We start from the raw sequence: 19,321 nt of genomic DNA, 5'->3' as shown, positions 1-19,321 counted from the left end.
CATCGTACAGCCTCGTTTGAATCAGGCCGTTGCCGAAGGTTTCTTCACTCCATTGGCCATCGCCGCGGTAGAGTCGATTGCTCAGGACGTTGAGAGGCTGGCCGTTGATCGTGGTGGTTACGCTTTGGATCAATCCATTCGCATTGCGCCCATAGCCGACCTGCCGGCCGCCCGGGTAGGTCATTCCGGAAAGCCGGTCGCCCTCCGTCCAGCTATAACCGGTGGTGTAACTCGAACCGTTATTCGCATCAAAAACGGTTTCTTGAACCCGCCCAAAGTTGTCGTAATGGAAATTGGTTAATCCTGACGCATCATCGGCACTGCAAAGCTCTCCAATTCGGCAAGTGTCATAGGCGTAAACGATGTTTTCGCTGGTGTTCGGGTATTGAATTTCTTTGATCCGATTCAGTGCGTCATAAACGAATGAAACTGAATTGTTGTTGGCATCGGTACTCGAGATCAAGTTGCCGACGGAATCGTAAGCGTATTCCGTTGTTCCTCGATCAGCGCTGATTTCTTTCAGCAGATTTCCAAGGTCGTCATAGACAAACTCGGTACCGGCGCCGTTCGGAGCGTCATGGCTTACCAAGTGATCGGCGATATCGTGATCGATTACAGATTCGTCAAGCAGAGCGTTGGTAATCGTCTTGACGTTTCCGAAAGGATCATAAGTCCAGTTTGTTTCATGATTATTGGCGTCCGTTTCGGACAATAGATTTCCAACGGCGTCCCAAAGCTTTTGAATGATTGAGATGCCAGTTGCGATCGAGGTCGGCCGACCGCGGTGATCGAACAGCAATTGCGTATGCGTCAACAAATTATTGGAAGCCTCTTTGTTGTCGATGATGTTGCGGTTGCCGCGATTGTCGTATCCGAATTGTAATGAATGCCCGAGGGTGTCGGTTACCGATATGAGTTGATGCGCTACGTTATAGGCAAAGTTGACATAAACGCCATCTGGATCCGTGATTTTCGACGGCAAGCCGGTTTTCGCGTAATCATACGTCCAAATTCTGTTCATGACGCCATGCGATTCAGTTCGTGTGACCAATTGCCCGCGCGCATTGTAAGCCAGATTAACGACCGTTCCTGCAGGATTGGTAAATTGAGTCAGCCGACCGTTATTGTCGTAGCTGTTGAAAGTCGTTGTCTGTCCAAGGGCATTGGTCATCGTCGCCAATTGCCCGCATCCCTGCCCGGTCGAGCAGCTGTTATAGGTGAATGTGGTAACGTCTGAGATATCTGTACGAGGCCCGTTCATGGATAGAACTCGACCATCGTTGTCGTATGAGAATGCTGTCGATCGCTGAACAGTCGCTCCGTTTGGCTTGTACCCGTCAATCGTGATAGATGTTAGAAGATTTACTCCAGATTGACTGTAACCGAAGGTTGCGCTTTTACTGTGTCCTGCTAAGACACTGGGATAGGTTATGGTTACCGGGAGATCAATATCGGGAGAAATATAACCGATGGTTGTTTCTCTCTCCTCTGGTTTCCCAAACGCTTCCGTAATCGCGGTAAATTGTCCAGCCGTATTGTAAGCGTACTTGGTTACCGTGTTGTTTGGATCTGTAATTTGCTTTAATCGCCCGGCAGTATCAAAACTTTGCAGCAAAGTTTTATTGTCTGTTTGCGACAACACCGATTTTACCTTTTTGATTCCGGCAATGCTCTCGAAAGCCAGTGTCTCAGAGTAGTTGTCGGCGTCAGTGACAACCGTCTCATTTTCCCCGTAGGAAAATGTAAATTTTTCGGCACCACCAGCATGTTCAGTCGAAATAGTACGCCCGGTTTCATCGTAAGCATAAGTGGCGAACCGTACGTTGTTTTCGTCAGTAATTCCAGTCAAGTGGTGCGGGAAGTTGGAATCTTCGTAGTGATAGGTTTCTTTCAGAGGTATGGTTCCATCCGATGGATGGGTAACGCTTGTCAGGTTGTTGTTGCTGTATGTGAAAACCAGATATTTTCCTGATGGAATTTGTATCTTGCCGAGAAGACCGGAAGACAGGTATGTAAAGTTGAGTGTATGTCCGTATGGTCCCGTTACTGTCTTTAATCGGTTGTTAAAGTAGGAATAATGAGTGAGACGGCCTTGGCTATCGCTTTTTGCAGTCAAATTCCCTAATGGGTCGTATTTTTCAAAGCTACCGTCCCTGTGAGTCAATGTAAGCTCATGCGTTGCCGGATCTTCCGTCAATCGATAGCGAGTCCCTATTCCTCCTATCCAGGTTTGATCTGGGTTTTTGGCGAAACTTTCGGCTCGGCCGCTACCGCGTACAACATGAAGAATAGTATCGCTGACCTTTTCCAATCGCATGCTGTGATTATGAGTCCAGCCTGATCCCAAGCTGCCCACTCGTGTTTCGTAGCTATTGTAGTAACGGGTAAATGTTGGAACGCCGTCGCCTCCGACAAAATCTTCACGTTCCATATATTTGTTGCCGTTAGCAGCATCGCATGGATTTCCTCGTTGCGATCCTTCCGGTGCCGGTAAAGGGACTGCTGCCGATTGACTTCCAGAACATCCACTCTCTTGCCCATCCGCCCGGGTTGAACTGTTTTCCGGTCCGATACTTGTAATATTGACTCCAGATTCGTTCAGTGATGTTGAGGTAACGCAATCGGTTGGGCCTGGGCCTATATAGGTCGTTTCAGGTGGGCAGTTTGTAACCGGATAGGTGTAGTGATCGATGTATTGTTCGATCATGTCACAGGTATTATCAGGCTGCCATACGAACTGCCATTCGACACCGTAGCAATATTTAACACCGGTGGCATAAGATTCCCAGGTATCGCAGGACAATCGACATTGATTGACGATGCGAGAGCCATAATTCTGGCAGTCAGAGATTGGCTGATAGGATTCCCTCGACAGACACAAGGATTGTGCCTCTGCAAGCGATCCGGTTGGGAAGAATCGGTAGCTGGTAGCGTTTGCGGGGGTTGTGAGAACTAAAAATAGTAAAACTATCAAGAAAAAGCAGCGTTTTGAAATGGCAGAAGTCATATATGAGTCCCTTAATTACTTTAATTTAACCAATGCAAAACGCTGCAAAATATTTTGATCATCAAAGATGAAATGCACAATCCAACCTTTGCCGTACAATGAGGCTGTATTTGTCGCGTCCATTCCAGACACAGTCAATGTACCAACAAGGCGCTCAATATCTTCCTTGCTGTTGCCAACAGAGACGCCCAAGATAGAATGTGCGGTAGAAGACGATTCAATCTGCTCAATCTTGCTTACTCCAGATTGTTCACTGAGGATCATAGAAAGCCCTGATAACCCATAAATTAGCGAGAAGACACCTGGTTCCATTGGTAAAATTTCTCCACTTCCAAGTGTCGAGACGATCTGGTTGTAATCATCGTTAAGATGAAGCCCATTAACAGCTGGCGCTACGCTTGGATCATAAGCATGCGCGGGTAGCATCCATATTGCTAAAAAACAAGCAATGACTTTATTTAGTTTCACAGTAATCCCTTGAAATTTGATTGATCTTTTTGTAGTCCGCAGCTTATGACCAAGTTGGCTTTTTCCGGTAGGAAATGCTTGTAGTCATAGAATTGCTGGTTAACATCGTCACGGTTCAGTAACTGCGTGCAATCCTCAAGCCCCTGCCCTGTGATGCCGGCGATTTTCGCCTTGAATGCGGCCAACCGGTTCTCCCCGTAAGCATTGATGACATACGGATGCAGCGGATTCAAATAGAATCTTGTCTCGACCTGTTCCTCCTTCAGCCACTGAACCAGCTTATGGAAATCCTCGAAGCGGCTTTCGATCCACGGCGGCGCGACGACAGGCTGGGCATCGACGGGAAACTGCCGGCGCATGAAGGCCGCGTGATCGGCTTTAATCTCGCGGTCATAGCGTTCCAGAACATAGCGCCCCGTGCCTTCGATGTCATAGCGCACGGACGGTTGGCCGCCGATCGCTGTGACCAAGCGGCTGAGGCCATCCGCCAAACTCGGTGCGAACAAGTAATCGAAAGCGACCCGCTGCCGGCTTGGCCCACCCGTTTCCGGATGCAGCCAATAGGCGGGACCATAGGTTTTACGGTCCGTGAATGCGATCGGCTCCAGGCCGTAGACCAGCGTCTTGATCGGCACGCCGCCGCGCTTCAGGGCCTGCAAGGAGGCCAGGATCTCGTCCGGCTTCGCGGCCAGGAACGCCAGATTGTAAAAATGCCGGTCCGGGAAGTATCGGTTCACCAGCCCGGGATCCATCAGGCCCATGATCGAGGAGCCGACGATAAAAGCATCAGGCAGCGGCCGAGCCGATGGATTTCCGGCCTCATTGCCGTTGTTGATGCGGGCCGCAATGGCGCCGGGCGTTGCCGGCGACCGGGCTTGGGCCTCGTTCAGCAGGTATTCCACCTTCAGGAAGCGCTCGTTGGTCGTGGACGCCGTATAGCGCTCGCCGATGGAATACTTGGCCTTGAAGACCTGATACGGATTGACGACGACGTTCCAGACCGGCAACGACCAGGCGGCAAGACCGCCAGCCACCAGGGCCGCTTTCCAGTAAACATTAAAACTGCCAATAGATGAAGCTGTCATGAGCGCCTGCCAACCAGATGCTGGAAAATAAAAGAGTGGAAAAATAAGCCAGATTTTTGAGGTTCGGTTCCAGTTGCTGGGCCGCCTGCTGGGCGTTGGCATAGGTCAGGCAGACCGCCAGCAAGATGCCGCCCCAGATCAGTTCGATGCCCGTAATCAGGGTCGTCTGGGCGCAGGACTGACAAAGCCCTGCGGCGATGCTCGGCAGGACCATGCCGTTTAGCCCCAGCATGCCTTGCCAGAGGGACAAAGCCTGAGCGACCGATTCGGCACGGAACAGGACCCAGGCCACGCTGACAGCCAGGAACGTCACCGCCACAGCTACCGGCTCAGCTAAGCGCAGGCCGGTTTTCATCCAGAGCCGGTGCAGGCCGATGAACAGTCCGTGCAGCATGCCCCACAGCACGAAGGTCCAGGCCGCCCCATGCCAGAAGCCGCCGATGACCATGGTAAGGGCCGCCGCCAGCAAGCCCCTCACAAAGCCGTGGCGGTTGCCACCCAGCGGGATATAGATGTAGTCGCGCAGGAACCGGGACAGCGTCCTGTGCCAGCGCTGCCAGAAGTCGGCGATGCTGACCGCCTGGTAAGGGGAATTGAAGTTCTGCGGCAGGATAATGCCGAACAGCAGGCCGATGCCGATGGCCATGTCCGAGTAGCCGGAGAAGTCGAAATAGATCTGCAGGCCATAGCCGATCGCAGCCACCCAGGCTTCGAAGAACGACAGGACACTATCGGCCGCAAACAGCGGATCGACGTGCTCGGCGATGCGGTCGGCGATGACGCTTTTCTTAAACAGGCCGACCGCGAACAGGAACAGGCCCTGGGAGAACTGCCGGGCGTCAAAGGCCACGCGCTCGCGCAGCTGCGGCATGACGTCCGAATAATGCAGGATCGGGCCGGCAATCAGGTGCGGGAAGAATGAAATCGAGAACGCGAAGCGGCTCAGATCGAAGTCCTCGACCTGACCCTTGTAGCAATCCACCAAATAGGCGATGACTTGAAAGGTGAAAAACGACAGCCCCAACGGCAAAACCAGCTGGAGCGTCGGGTAGGCCGAGCCGGTCGCCTGATTCCAGTTTTCCAGAAAGAAATCGGCGTACTTGAAATAGCCGAGCAGGCCGATGTTGTAGAGCAAGCCGGCAATCAGCAGCGCCCGGGACCGGGTTTTCGCAATGGCCTGGCCCAGATAGAAGTTGCCGACGGCGTTGCCGATCAGCAAGGGCACGTAGCGCGTATCCCACCAGCCGTAGAAATAGATCGAGCAGAGGATCACGAGCCGCTGCGCGTCCTGCTCGCGTTGCAGGGCTTGCAAGCCCCACCAGCCGGCGATGGCGAACGGCAGGAAAAAAAAGATGAATTCAGGTGAATTAAACAGCATAAGGCGGCCAAAACGAAGGGAACAAGGCCGTTATGTTAATGCTTCTGTGCAAGGTCTGTCGGGTCGAAAAACGCGGTTTTAGACGGTCTTTCGCTTTGACAGCGCCGTTTCGGGATGAGATGACAGACTGGAGGCTGCGAGCGAGGTGAAAAAATGGCTGTGCTTTTCTGTTTAGGAAAAGCATATTATATCATTGACATAATTGAGCCTTGGTTTCCAGCCGTGCCGCTCGGCCAATCCCCTCCCCCCAAGCGCCGCCGATTTCGTTGGGCTCGCCCTTCAAATCAATACAGTGACTACGAGACTTTCTCTTTCTATGCCGCACACTAACTCCAACGCTGTTTCAATTTCTGATTGTTTATAGTATTGCGTCTGAAGTATTCGGGCCAATTTGAAGATGAGCGCCGGGAGATGGGCGAAGTCTTGGAGACTGGCTTGATGGATGTTTGGACTCATAATTTTGACCTTTTCTATTACTGACATTTATTGTCTGGGATCAAGAGTCATCCGACAAAGTGAAGCCTTGATGGCGTAATGCTTCCAGCGGCGGAAACAGCGGTTCGGGTAGATTGGACCAATCGAACCATTCCCAGCCTTCACACTTTTCCGGCTCTCTCGTTTCGACCACGCCTGATTCTCGTTTTGCCAGCACGAAGACAGTCACATAGTGTTTCTGATCGGCTTCAAATACATTGTTTGTGAATGGGCCATGCTGAAGTTCGCGGATTCTAAGGCCGGTTTCTTCCAGTACTTCGCGTTCAGCACAATTCTCGATCGACTCCCCATACTCAAGATGACCACCGGGCGCAGACCACGTTCCGGCGCCGTGCGATCCTTTTCGTTTTCCAAGTAGTACGCATCCATTCTCAATGACGAGCACTCCAACTCCGACTCTAGGTGTGAACATGGCTTGATATTCCCTTTATGGCGACTAATGTGAGGCTAACTGAGCTGTGTGGCTTTTCGCACAGTTCCGTTTGTCCATAGGATTATAGGCTACGTTTATGCAGAGTGACGGTGCGACCAACTGGCGTAGGTGCCAAGTGACGTATATTGACGTCCACCAGCCTGCTTATGCCAGCGGCTTGCCCGTCAAGTCCGTGCTTGGTAAACCGCCAGTTGTCCTTCCAGATGGGCTACCTGCTTTTCCGCTTCGGAAGCGGTCTTATTGGCGGCTTTTAACCCTTCTTTCGCCGTTTTCAGTTCATCGGTGGCCGCCTGGTAGCGCACATTCAGCTTTTCCCATTCGATCACCCGCTTCGACAGCTCGGACGTGCAGTTCTTGAGTTCCGCCTTTAACTGGTCATTGGCTTCACCGGTTGACGCCAGCGAAGCCTGCAGTTTGTGAACCTCGTTGTCGAGGGAACGGAGCTCGGCGTCTTTCTGGCCGAGCGCGGTTTCGTGCTTTTGCAGCAGTGCCTGTTTTTCCTGAGCGGCGGCGGCCAGCTGGCTCCTCAGGTCACTGATTTCATGCCGGAGCTGGTCGTTATCTTTCGACACCGCCACGATGGTTTTCTGGGCCTCGAGCAAGTCGGCAGAGGCTTGACGCCATTCGGCGTGCGCGTCATCGAGTTGTTTTTTGAGTGACATGAAGGCATCGTCCAGCTGCTCAATCTGCTGCGCCTGGGCCTCGGAGAACTTGAACGCCTCCTCGACTTTCGCCTGGTTGGCGATCTCCGCCTGCCTCAGCGCCTCGCGCTGGATGTCCAACTCCTCGTCCGCGAGGCCCTTGGCGACGGCCCAGATCCGCTTGATCAGGCCTTCGCCATCCTTGACCAGTTCAGACGGCAATTCCACCACGGCCGGCAGCGCTTCCACACCGATGGCTTTGGCCTCGTCAGTAGCGTTCCAGCTGTTCAGGTGCTTGGTGATCGTGGTCAGGCTGCCCCGGCCCAGATACTGTAACAGCGTCAGAGCGGTGGGACGCTCGCCCCGGCCAGCCAGCTCAGCGCAAGCTTCATGAACGTCTTCTTCGGTTAAACGTGGGGTCGCCATGGTATAGACCTCTAAAATGAATGAAGAGCTCAGTATAACACAGCATTACAGCCGAACAAGAGTAATTACGATAAATATGTAATTACCGTAATTATCGTAATAGACCAAATTGCTCTCTTGAATGATCCGTTTTTGCCTGGCATTTATCAAACTGTAACAAAACAAGTGTAATATCTGCGCTAGAGCCTACAGGACGGATCCAGGCGGCTCTTGATGTTGCATTAATCTTTCTCGCTTATTAGCCCATTCGGGGCTTTTTTTGCCTTTTTTCCGATCCCATGGACTGATGGGAGCATTTGTGCTGAAACACTCATGAGCTGAAAAGCATGCTATTTAATAGCGCCGCCGGTAAAGAAAGGGATCTTTTTTCTGCCGTTCGTTGATGACGATGACGCTGATGGCAGCCAGCTTGCCCCGTATCTTCTCATCGGCCCGGAACTTGTAGATGAGCCGGTCAATGGCTTCCGTAGCCCATCCCAGTTCCCGATAGTTCATCAGGTACGGGCTGACAGGCAACAGTCGGGGTGTGTAGTCCCGCCGCAATGAGCGATCCTCCAGCGCGGCCTGCTGGGTGTTTTTCTGGTGGGCCAGCGCCACTTCCTGTTCAGGCGGCAGGTAATGCGGATAATGCGTCTCACGCAGGCGCTCAATGACCAGCGACCAGGCTTCGTCGTCGAAATAGGCCTGCTCATCGTTATAGGTCAGCCGTGGATGGGCATGGAATTTCTTGTTCTGGCTGCGCTGGTAGTCCCTGTCCAGCAGCAGGAACTGCTCACATTCCTGTTGGACAAGCTGGGTGCTTTTGCGGCGATTGAAAGCCGAACTGTCGCGGCGCGCGTCCGCGCACTCGGCCACAGCCAGCGTCTTCAGGGTATCCTGGGTGTTGTAGTAGGGAACGCAGGCCTGCAAGCCTAAGGCGAGCGCCGCCATGACGGTTTTGTGGATTCTGTGCATCGTTGTCTCCTTTAGTGTGGCTTTCTTTTCCTGATGGCCCGGCCGATAATGGACTCGAGCTCGCGATAAGCCCATGGGGAGCAGAGCGTGTCTTCGCCGACCACCGAAGACCTGGCCATTAATTCCTGGGCCTCGATCAGCTGCTCGGTGCTCAGTTCCGCCAAGTTGGCGGGCCAGATGTTGAACTGGGCATTCCGTTTTTCCAGTGCTGCCTGATTACGATACCGGGCCATCATGTCGCCACGCAGCCCGGTATCCGGCCGCCGCAGTTCCGGAAAGTCATGGTCGATATGCTGATTTTTGACCACTTCCCAGCAGGCCTCTGGATAGGCAGCCAGCGGGTCCTGGCGTCGCCGGGCATCCTCAGCTTCCTGACGCTCAGCCAGCTCCAGGGCCCTGAACTTTTGCAGATTCACGAGGTAGTGGCATTCATGATGGGCCTGTAGATAGCCCTGCTGGCCGTTGAATTTGCTTGCCGACATGCGCTGCATGGCGCACTCGTCCAGTTCGTAATGAGTCTTCAGGGCAAAGCGCTGCGCCGCCGTACAACCTGACAGGCCGATGGCGGCCGCCACCAGCAGCCAAGCCAATTTTAAGGGCATAAAATCCTCCTTTTTTCGCTATGCCATCAACTCTCTCACGGCTTTATGAAAATGCAAGGGGATATGCGCGGAGGCTTAGGTGAAGGACTGGTTATCGGGTTGGGAAAGTCTTGAAGGAGACTATGGGAGCTTCATAACTGTTAAGGACGGCAGTTCCCCGGTATTGGTTATTTTCGGGAACTCCCATAGCCGTATTAAAGCATAGAGTATCGTTAACCCTTGTCAATGGGCCGGCGCGCCGCATCGCTCTCAGTCGTCGAGGAGTGCTTCGTCATTGAACCCGTCGGCAAAGCAGCACTCGACCTGTCCGGTAAAAACCAAATAGGTCAGATCCTGAGAGCAGCCTGAGCAGATATTGCTGTCAGGCAATAGCCGGTGATGCTTGCGGATCGAGCGCATCAGCAAGTTGTAACGGGCCTGCACGCTGCCGCGGATTCGCTCGAATTCGGCGTTGGTGGACACGAACATGGGCAGGACAGCACTTGTGGCCTGGTTGGGCCTGTGCTTACTCTCTGGCCTGTTCATCGCGCACGTCAGCGCCTCCTCCAGCGTTACAAAAACGCCCCAGATAGACGGTTGGTAAATACTGGCTTCGTCCAGGCAGCGAACCTCGTATTGATGGCCGGTAGGGGAAAGATCGGTATCCCACACGGTATGCAGGATAAATGGCACCTGATACCAGCGCTCCATGTGCGCCTGAGACCGCTCGGCGACAGGCGTCGAATAGAAGTCCGGCGGCAGCAGCGGATTAATCAGGATGCCTTCGATTTGATCTTCGGCGATAGCGGAACTTCCGTCCGCGAACGTGAAATTTGTCATTTTTGCTGATTTATCAGACATCTTTTTATCATCCATCAATCTCTATAATTTAAGGTATAACCCAAGGCGCGGATAGCGACCATTCTAACAGGTCAAGCGCTGGATGAGTTACGGTTTGCCTGTTGCCTGCACTACAACCTACCTTTTCTGGTCTCGCTCTGATTAACCGGGCTTGACCATTCCACTGCTACCTAAATCCAATGGACAGACATAGCCGAATTCTGATATTTATCTATATTCCGTAAGGTTTATTTTCATAAATGTGAACGCCATCACGTTATTATTCTCGTTTTCTGCATTCCCATTCATTTAAAATGAACACTTATCGTTAATGTTAGACCCAAAGCTCACAAGGAGTGAACATGAAATTATCTTTATTGACCGGCATTTTGGCTGTTTCATTGTCCGGCATGACGTCGGCACATGCCTCGACCGTGGTCACGTTCGAAGACACCGGTCCCGACCTCTGGATTAGCCAAGGCTACGGCGGCATCTCGGGCTGGGATGGATTCGGTCTCGCACCCCAACCCAACCCTTTTGTCTATGATCCGATATTGGGCCATTATCTCTATATCGGTATGGGCCAAGAGCTGAGCTTCGATCAGGAGCCGGTCGTGTTCGAGGGCACGTACTTTGACTCCTGGATACCCAACGGTAGTGGTCAAACCAGTTATTCGCTGTATTATCAGGATCAATTGGTCTACAGCGCACAGATTGAGGCACACAGCGAACTCACAGAACTAAACTGGCTGGCATCAGGTTATGATGGATTGATCGACAAAATTTCCTTCTCTAATTTTTTCGCCATAGACAACCTGACCTATCATGAAGGATTGGCCAACAAAATTTCCTTCTCTAATGGACTCGCCATAGCCAGCCTGGCCAATTCAACGTCCCCTGTGCCGGTACCTGGCGCCGTTTGGCTGTTTGGTAGCGGCTTGGCCGGTTTGCTATCTTTCGCCAAACGTCGTAAAACCGTCTAAACGCAGAAATATAGTTTTTAGACTCTCCGGGGAGTCGCTATTTTTGCGAAAGCTTGTTTTGGGCCTCCCAGCCCAAGCAAGCAGCAAAAATCACGCGACCGCTATTGCCGGTTGTTGCATTAATTTCCGTCAATCACAACTTGGCTATGCCAAACTGATTTTAGGCAGCCAATGAATAAAATTGTCCTGCGGCAGACAGATTTTGATTATGGTCAGAAGCCATCTGGCCTTTCTTAATCCTATGCATCAGCTCAATGCCTTGCAGGGTAATTTGGGCCGAACGAAAGGACTTGAATCCGAGCATCGGTCGAATAATGCGTTTGATGGCCCGGTGGTCCTGTTCGATGAGATTGTTCAGATACTTGCTCTGGCGGATTTCGATGGCTTGGCCAGTTTCCTCCTGAAGCGCCTCGATAGCGGCCGTGTTGGCACCGCTCTTATCGATCGTGACCTTGTCCGGAAGACCATGCTGCCTTACGGCCTTCCTGAAAAAGCGCAGAGCGGCTTTCTTGTCGCGACGGGCAGTGAGCAGGAAGTCAATGGTTTGGCCATCCCGATCGACAGCACGGTAGAGATACCTCCACTGGCCTTTGATTTTGATGTAGGTTTCGTCGACCCGCCAACTCTTATTGACCGGACTCTTCCGCTCTTTCCGGAATGCGGCTTCCAGCTTCGGTGTGAACTTCTGGACCCAGCGGTAAATGCTGGAATGGTCGACTTCGACGCCGCGCTCTGTCATCATCTCTTCCAGATTCCGGTAGCTGAGCGGATAGGCTAAGTACCAGCGTACACAAGGCAGGATGAAGTCCTTTTCAAATCGGTGTCCTTTGAAGTTAATCATGTTGGTTCATTGAAAGATCGTTGATGGGCGTATAGCTTATCGGAAATGACCATTACCAACTAATGCAACAGAGCCAGTTTTGTGACAGTTGGCAATGATTGCTCGGTATTGCTCATCGATTACATTCAAAACAAATCAAATGCCGGCCAATCAGTAATTTGTCGTGTGACATTCCACATTAATCTGTCAAGATCACGATACATCGGATCAAGTAGCCCATCTCTACGAGAGTTGGCCAAGATAGCCCAACAATATTCATGATAGCTACGGAGGAGAATCGAAGCCGTACCTGGCAAAGAACCATCATGCCAACGATTGCCCTCGACATGGGTCCACCAGCCCTTCGCGTACCTGACTATGTCGGTTGGAGGGAGCGCTGTAGTTGGTGTAGTCATGGTCGCTATTGTACTAGAGGCTAGTATATCCGGCTTCGTAGCGAATCCATCTACACTAACTAGAAACCGGACGAGATCCGTTGCGGATGCAATCCAGCCGCCATGCGCATCCATTCTGGATACCCGAATGCCATATGGATTGCCACTCTGGGGAAAGTAGACAACCTCGTTTACCCGGCGATCGGTCAGCGTGTCGCCGGCAATGTGCATGTCTGAGATACCGCATGGCGTAAGCACGTGTCGTTTAACGTAGTCGGCGTAGGAGCGGCCCGACAATCGCTCAATAATTCGCCCTAACACGCAGTAGCCGAAGTTGAGATAGTCAAATGTGCTGCCCGGTACTGTGGTCAGTCCACGGTCAAGCATAAGAGTGATTAGTCCGGCATGGTCGAGATTGAGGCTGCCGAACATGGGATCGTCTGTCCTTGGCCAGCCACTTGTGTGCTCCAATAGATGCTGAACTGTGATCATGTCGATATTGGGCTTATAACCGCTCGCTGTTGGCTGCGGCGTGCCGTAGGTGGTACCAAGGATGGCATTAGCGCCGAAAACGCGGCTGTCAAGTTGAAGCTGGTCTGCTTCGATTAATTTGAAAATAGCTACAGCAGTGATTGGCTTTGAAATGCTTGCAATGCGGAAGAGATGGTTCGTGGTAACCGGAGTGCCCGACGTGTCGGCAACGCCGTATCCACGGGCAAACACAAGGCGCCCTCGATGCGTCAGCGCCACCGATGCGCCAGGAACGCTATGGTCGGTCATAAATACTCGCAATGAATTATCGATGAACTCCTCATCGGCAAGCGATAGATGCGGCTTGTGCCAGATTGTTGAGAATCGCGGATCGTCGCCACTCAATCGTTCTGCTACATTGACCTTGACCGGACTAAATCCACGCTTGACCATCGCGTCGAAATTTCTCTGAATGTCCGTTAATCCCAAATCATAGTCTGATATCCATGTGATTTCTGGTTCATTTCCATGACCATTTTTCTCCCAAATCGCCGCATAAAGGCGTTGCCCCATAAATTCGTAGCTGCTGATGCGTTTTGCTATAAACCCAACAAGGGTATTTACGGTATGTATGTTTATGAACTGTGATTCTGTGAGGTTATGACGAATCTCCCATTGCTCCATTGGGGACTGCTCCCAAATTGCGGTAAAAAGTACCTGCCCTTGAGCGACATACCCGCAAACATCAATGGGGCGAAACCCTTGTTGTCGGAGCGCATCAGTGTTAGCCTGCATCTGCGCTGCGGTAATGTGATGGAAGGCTGCGAAAGCAGGACCAGGGCTCTGTTCCCAGAGCGAGGCGTAGTGTGCTATTCCGCTAACTTCATAGCCGCTGACACACACTGGCCGGAATCCTTGTTCTCTGAGCGCTTCGGACTCCTGTTGATGTTCCTGTTGGGGCAGGAGATGTCTTTCTACCCAGGCAGGGCCGGGAGATCGTTCCCAGATCGCGGCATAATTATCGACTCCGTAGAACCCATACCCACATATATCGATGAGACGGTATCCCTGATTGGACAGATTGTTGATTTCCGCTTCATAGTCTTCGCGAAACAGTCTGTAACGCGCTTGCCATATATGTGCCATATGTCTCTCCTTTTTCGGTCTAATGAGGCTATAAAAAAGTACAGCCATGCGATCACCGGAACCGAGCCAAAAGATTACAATAACCGCAATCAATGCAGCAATTTGTCGACCATATCCCTGACCATATTCGGATGACCTCTACAATCTTCACCGTACCAGCTATCTGGCACTTACCTGGCTTGTAGTTACCAGGAGGGTACGCCTCTCACGATTGACATCCTGCACGACTACCGTCATGCTTCGTTACGTTGTTAGGGCAGTTCTTGGTTCATGCCCCTAGATTCACCCGATGACACGGGTGGTTTCCAATCGCCTTGTGGAAACAACTTCTCCAAGCGACCTCAGGTCGCAAATTGGTAATTAATTCGTGTCGAAAAGGGCGGATATTTGCAGGTCTTGCGATTTCTGTTTCAGGCCGCTACGCCTTATGGGCATGCATCCCTTGCACTTGCCAGACTGTTGTCCCGAGCCGCTTGCGCCCTTGTTTCTGGCGTTACACAAACATGATCGCCTGGAAAAGCTTCTCGCCAGACGAAGCCTGAAAGGCAAGTATCTGGCCCAAACGCTCCCCCAGCTGGACTACGTCGTGCGGCTGCTTGAGCATTGTCGCTACGTGTTTGCGCACGCACATCGACGGGTCTCACTGGCACGCACACGTGATCATTAGGTCTCGCTTCTCGCCAAACGAAACCTTGGATACAGGTGTCAGGACCGAACGAACAATTTGTGGTCGTCGCACAAGCGCGGTTCGACCAATCTCTCGATACGCATCCCTCCGTATGCCGTTCCGTACGAGCCTTAACTCTAAAGCAGCGTGTTACTCCAGCCGGCACAGTGTATGTGTTCTCGATCGGCAGACCAACACCTGTGTCTCCCCTGCCGATCCAGCCGGCAATGCCTCTGCTATATTCCCCTGCTCGTCCGTCATCTCCACATCCCAGAAGACAGTCTCAGTAGCAGTATTGGTCCACCTTACTTGGATCATTGGCGGGCTATGCGATGTGACTCGAGCCGTCACGCCAGTCGGCGTTCCAGGCCGGTCATCGCATGACGCATTGGCCGTGGCTGCGGTAAGCGAGGTCAATAGAGTCATCGCAACGAGGGATACTGTAGAAGATTTCATAGCCATTTGACTACCTCCTAATCTCGAAATCTCTTAACGCTCAACGTGCCATGTAACTGACTGCCAACGAAGCGCAACCTAGTTAGTCGTCCTAGTTGTGCAGTAATCAATTATTGATGTTGTGCCAAGTTAGATTTCCGCTACTTTGGTCTATTGTTCATACTTTGGGTTGGATTTCTATTCGTGTGATTACTATTTAGTCTAATTACTGCCATCGTCGTGACCTTGTGCGAAGTATGGGTAAATCTGCTGCCAGAAGTCTATCAATGAATAAAGTTCACTCTGGATAATAGTCCTCCCCTTTTCTGAAAACACCCGTTTCCGGGGTAATGGTCCAGAAAATTGAAAAAATTTTTTAGTGATTCGCTGAAATAGTTCATGGCTTATAGGCTATAGTGAGGATTACTGCGCTTATCATCACTAACGGGCAAAACCCGACCGGCGGCATTCTTGGAGCGATTGTGCAGAAGGAATAAAGCTTGAAGCCTAGGAATAAAGTTTGAAGCTTAGTAATAAAGTTTGAAGCTTAGCCCGCGATGAGGCCATGCCCTGCCCTTTTCTCTTCTGGCCAAAATTCGACACGCGGTTGCCAATCCACCCTGAGCAGCCTATTTCTCTGCCCCCCTCTGTTTTTTTTACAGTCGAGTTTCTTGAGCAACCTGAGAACATTAGTCTTCAAACTTTATTCCTAGGCTTCAAACTTTATTACCTCTACACAGCGATTTAGAGTCTGAAATCAAGGACTTGTGTCGAATGACACAAAAAGTGAAAACGGTGCCCGATCAATGAGAAAGCCAGCGACACCCCTAATGAAAAAATACGGCCGGTTTTGATTTTGGGAAAGCAAACGGGCGCTATTGAGTTTTGCCTGGGGGGTTCGATGAGGTCTATCGCCCAGGCGTTGACTATCTCGGCCTCTGCTGCGGCAGCGAGTGATATTCAGATTGATGTGTTTATTGGCTTAGTGAAAGGCCAGAAAAGTGCCCAAAATTTACAATCCTTTGTTAAAGTAAAAGTGTAATTGGAATTAAAATAAAGTTGTAAACGGCCTGACTTCAGCCAAGCATCCAGACGGGTCTGTGCGTGTCCAGGCCAGGCGCCATGCGAGATCAATGTTCAAGCTCAATGTCATAGTAGACATTGCAAGTCCGCGATGGGCGTTACAAAATGGCTTTAATCCTCATTTTGCTTACCGTTTTAGTTCAAGAATTTTAAAGCAAAGTTGTAAACGCCTGAGCCTATGTGATTGTTTTATTAGATACCAAGAGTTACAACTTTACTTTAATGAACGAGTGGTGAATGTCGGCTTTTGAGAAGGGCGAACAGGTGCTATCGACACTTTGCAGTCTTTCAATCGAATTTTTTGAATGGCGTCAATTAGCGGTATAGCGGCCAGTTGCTGAGTGGCTTGAGTAAGGCAACTGCAAATATAAGTATTGAAGTTATCAAGATCTGTTTATCGTGAAAATTATATACGTCATCCCGTTTAGAACCATAACATTCTCAGAAAAATTGTTTTGATACTGTTGCCCAGAATGTAAAATATGCAGATCTAGAGAACTACTTGTTAGGGTTCAATACAGTATGGATGAGAAATTGATTTCAGTGCTAATTGGAGTCGCTTCAGGTGCGATTGGCTACTGGTTTACTACCTTCTGTATGAAGCCAATCCTGCAATACCGAGAACTCCGATCGAAGGTGTTCTCTGATTTGATCTTTTATGCACAAGTTGTCAACGCCGAGGGGTTAAACAGCCGGATGCAAAAACTTTACGAAGATCGCATTACCTCAAATCGGCGCCACTCGGCCGAACTAGCCGCCTGTATCGAGGAACTTCCTTTCTGGTACAAGTGGTGGCTGAAATGCAAGGGGCAATCACCAAAGCACGCTTCGACAAATCTCATCGGCTTTTCCAACACGACAGATTATGACGGCGCGGCCAAGTGCGTGACTGCTATTCGGAAGGCGCTTGGGTTCAGAAGCGAAGACGAGTGACACCTAACCTTTCATTCAACACGGACGCGCTAAAGCGCGCCGGTTAATTCAACCGGTAGCCATCATGAAAACAGACACCGAGCTCAGCCAAGGCCGATACCTGCTGTTCCTAGACATTCTTGGTTTCAGCGAACTGGTCGAAACCAAAGGTACCCAAGAAATCTATGCAGTTATCGATAACGCGCTGAAGGCTTTTGGGCGATGGGAAGAACTAAATGGGCTCTTCAAGACCATTTACTTTTCAGACACCTTCATTTTTTATCAAGAGCCCAAAGGGTATGGCAATTGGGCATTTCTCGACATCTATGCTATCGGCGGAATGGTTCTATCTGCGCTGCTGGCCGCCGGTATCCCAGCAAGGGGCGCAATCTCCTTCGGTGAGTTTGAGGTTAACTTTGACTCCACAGGTCGTCATCAAGTCTATTTCGGCAAGGCACTAGTAGAAGCCTACAAAGCAGAGCAGAGCGAGAAGTGGATAGGAATCACGATCATGCCTTCAGCATGGAGGCCCTATGAAGCTAAGGAGCCAGGGGTTATCGACGCATTTGCCGGGGAGAAAGTGTGGTCAAAGCGGGAGGATGGAGTTCTGCTTCTGAATCCATTTATTAAGCTCCGCTCCTGGTACTCATCCGCAATGATTGGGGAGGTCGATAAGCCGTACTCTCAATGGAATGCTCCGGAGTTCCCCAACGATATTCTTGGCTTCAAGTTCCTGCGAGAGAAAGCCGCGTCGTACGCTGCAAAAAATGACTTCACCAGTTCTGCAGCCATCAAGTATCACACGACCATCCGCTTCCTTGAGTGCATACTGGGCAAAGAACTCTATGCTTGGGGTGAGCAAGCGGCACTACCGAGTAACTTCTAGCAATGCTGGCTAACAAACTGGCCGTTGCACGCGGATGCCTCATGCACCGATGAACTTAGGCATTGAGCGAACAATTTGTGACTTATAGCTGCCTTCGAAAATACTTATGGACAGGCTGGAAATGGCACTAGTGAGCGGTCAGTATTGAAAGGGTAAAATCGACCCAAATCGATCTTTTATCACAATTGTTTGAGTGACTGGTTATTATGGGATAACAGGCAATCGATAAGATAGGAAGAAGCCATATATCATCCGAGCGAGAAGATATACCGTTAGTGTTTTGAAGGTATGCGCTGAATTTATTGCCCAGAATGCGGTAATCGTGGATGATATATAGAAAACTATTCAATTACTTGTTAGGCCACACAACTAGACGAAGTGGCCCGAATGCAAGCAGCAAGGTCGATCGAAATGTACGTACCCATCAACTGCCCGAAGTGCGGTGCACCTGCCACAATCGGCGAAGAAAGATTAAATTCACAAGAGCTTCAAGATGACGGCAATTACGAGTTTGAGTGTACAAGAGGCCACAAAACAGCTACGCAACTATATTTTTACCGCCATGAGCTTTTATTCGAAATTGGCGCGCACGCAATCATTGACGGGTACAACAGAGAAGCCATAACGTCTTTTGCAGCCAGCCTAGAGCGTTATTTTGAATTCTTCTTGGAAGCCGCGGGCATTACAAGTTCCATTCCCTCCGAAGCGTTCGATATCGCTTGGAAAGAGATGTCCAGGCAATCAGAAAGGCAGCTGGGGGCATACGTTTTCGCTCACCTACTTCTCTATAAGCAATCACCCATTCTGCTCCCAAAGAATCAGGTTGAACTAAGAAACAAAGTAGTCCACAAAGGCTACATACCAATTAACTCAGAGGCCGTTTCCTTCGGTCAAGCCGTTTTGAACATAATTCAAAATGGTCTTACAAAACTAGAAGCTACTCAACGAGAAGCTTTAAACGAGCTAATGAGGCAAACTCTTTGCGGCAAGGACGGGAAAAAGGAGTTCGACAAAACAGTCATCCCGCAGTCAATCCTTAGCCGCCTAAACCCAATATCGGAAAGCAGCGAAACCACATTAGATGCGTATTTATCAAATTTGAGAGAAAACCGCTTTTTCACTAGATCAGAAAATTAAATTGCACACCAATAGAATTTGTGGCCTAACGAATAAGGTTAGATTGTGTGAGCAAAGCGAACCACAATCTGAACCGGT

Annotated in this window: 18 protein-coding genes; 5 read left to right on the top strand and 13 right to left on the bottom strand. The window is 50.6% G+C overall.

Annotated elements, in window-relative coordinates:
- From IT781_RS19205 to IT781_RS19165, 9 genes are all read right to left on the bottom strand, one after another.
- Positions 1–3,007, bottom strand: a 3,007-nt coding sequence (locus tag IT781_RS19205; protein ID WP_194971794.1) for a DUF6531 domain-containing protein, incomplete at its 3' end; no start/stop codon positions are given.
- Positions 3,008–3,022: 15 nt separating this feature from the next.
- Entirely contained in the window at positions 3,023–3,475 is a 453-nt protein-coding gene (locus IT781_RS19200; protein ID WP_194971793.1) for a hypothetical protein, read from the bottom strand.
- A complete protein-coding gene (locus IT781_RS19195; protein WP_194971792.1) occupies positions 3,472–4,560 on the bottom strand; it encodes a hypothetical protein in 1,089 nt (362 codons plus the stop codon). Before IT781_RS19195 ends, IT781_RS19200 begins: the two co-directional genes overlap by 4 nt.
- Positions 4,532–5,938, bottom strand: coding sequence for an MBOAT family protein (locus IT781_RS19190; protein WP_194971791.1), 1,407 nt, complete (start codon positions 5,936–5,938; stop codon positions 4,532–4,534). The genes IT781_RS19195 and IT781_RS19190 overlap by 29 nt, the downstream gene beginning before the upstream one ends.
- A 496-nt stretch (positions 5,939–6,434) precedes the next feature.
- Positions 6,435–6,845, bottom strand: coding sequence for an NUDIX hydrolase (locus tag IT781_RS19185; protein ID WP_194971790.1), 411 nt, complete (start codon positions 6,843–6,845; stop codon positions 6,435–6,437).
- A 185-nt stretch (positions 6,846–7,030) separates the two neighbouring features.
- Positions 7,031–7,933, bottom strand: coding sequence for a DNA-binding protein (locus IT781_RS19180; RefSeq protein ID WP_194971789.1), 903 nt, complete (start codon positions 7,931–7,933; stop codon positions 7,031–7,033).
- Positions 7,934–8,266: 333 nt separating this feature from the next.
- Positions 8,267–8,887: a hypothetical protein gene (locus tag IT781_RS19175; RefSeq protein ID WP_194971788.1), complete on the bottom strand. Its 621-nt coding sequence runs from the start codon at positions 8,885–8,887 to the stop codon at positions 8,267–8,269.
- Between the two features lie 11 nt (positions 8,888–8,898).
- Positions 8,899–9,489, bottom strand: a complete 591-nt coding sequence (locus tag IT781_RS19170) for a hypothetical protein (RefSeq protein WP_194971787.1) — start codon at positions 9,487–9,489, stop codon at positions 8,899–8,901.
- A 249-nt stretch (positions 9,490–9,738) separates the two neighbouring features.
- Positions 9,739–10,329, bottom strand: coding sequence for a hypothetical protein (locus IT781_RS19165; protein WP_194971786.1), 591 nt, complete (start codon positions 10,327–10,329; stop codon positions 9,739–9,741).
- A 341-nt stretch (positions 10,330–10,670) separates the two neighbouring features.
- Here IT781_RS19165 and IT781_RS19160 point away from each other — a divergent pair, with 341 nt between their 5' ends.
- The gene (locus IT781_RS19160) at positions 10,671–11,291 is read left to right on the top strand and encodes a VPLPA-CTERM sorting domain-containing protein (protein ID WP_194971785.1); all 621 of its coding nucleotides are present in this window, start codon (positions 10,671–10,673) and stop codon (positions 11,289–11,291) included.
- A 160-nt stretch (positions 11,292–11,451) separates the two neighbouring features.
- Here IT781_RS19160 and IT781_RS19155 read toward each other — a convergent pair whose 3' ends face one another.
- The 4 genes from IT781_RS19155 to IT781_RS19145 form a co-directional block, all read right to left on the bottom strand.
- A complete protein-coding gene (locus IT781_RS19155; RefSeq protein ID WP_194971784.1) occupies positions 11,452–12,132 on the bottom strand; it encodes an IS6 family transposase in 681 nt (226 codons plus the stop codon).
- Between the two features lie 125 nt (positions 12,133–12,257).
- Positions 12,258–14,123 carry a serine hydrolase gene (locus IT781_RS19150; RefSeq protein WP_194971783.1) on the bottom strand — a complete coding sequence of 622 codons (1,866 nt, stop codon included), beginning with the start codon at positions 14,121–14,123 and terminating at the stop codon, positions 12,258–12,260.
- Positions 14,124–14,616: 493 nt separating this feature from the next.
- On the bottom strand, positions 14,617–14,748 hold the full coding sequence (locus IT781_RS22665) for a hypothetical protein (RefSeq protein ID WP_255528727.1): 132 nt from the start codon (positions 14,746–14,748) through the stop codon (positions 14,617–14,619).
- Between the two features lie 192 nt (positions 14,749–14,940).
- Complete coding sequence (locus IT781_RS19145; RefSeq protein WP_194971782.1) at positions 14,941–15,252, bottom strand: hypothetical protein; 312 nt, start codon at positions 15,250–15,252, stop codon at positions 14,941–14,943.
- Between the two features lie 874 nt (positions 15,253–16,126).
- On the opposite strand from IT781_RS19145, the gene IT781_RS19140 reads away from it, so the two are divergent.
- The 4 genes from IT781_RS19140 (at position 16,127) to IT781_RS19125 (ending at position 19,243) form a co-directional block, all read left to right on the top strand.
- Positions 16,127–16,267, top strand: a complete 141-nt coding sequence (locus tag IT781_RS19140) for a hypothetical protein (RefSeq protein WP_194971781.1) — start codon at positions 16,127–16,129, stop codon at positions 16,265–16,267.
- Between the two features lie 563 nt (positions 16,268–16,830).
- Complete coding sequence (locus IT781_RS19135) at positions 16,831–17,241, top strand: hypothetical protein (protein WP_194971780.1); 411 nt, start codon at positions 16,831–16,833, stop codon at positions 17,239–17,241.
- A 64-nt stretch (positions 17,242–17,305) separates the two neighbouring features.
- Entirely contained in the window at positions 17,306–18,106 is an 801-nt protein-coding gene (locus IT781_RS19130) for a hypothetical protein (protein WP_194971779.1), read from the top strand.
- Between the two features lie 411 nt (positions 18,107–18,517).
- A complete protein-coding gene (locus tag IT781_RS19125) occupies positions 18,518–19,243 on the top strand; it encodes a hypothetical protein (RefSeq protein WP_194971778.1) in 726 nt (241 codons plus the stop codon).
- The last annotated feature ends 78 nt before the right edge of the window (positions 19,244–19,321 follow it).

Origin of the sequence: Methylobacter sp. BlB1 (genome assembly GCF_015476545.1) — a bacterium.
Classification (GTDB): Bacteria; Pseudomonadota; Gammaproteobacteria; order Methylococcales; family Methylomonadaceae; genus Methylobacter.
This window is presented reverse-complemented; position numbering and strand designations above follow the sequence as displayed.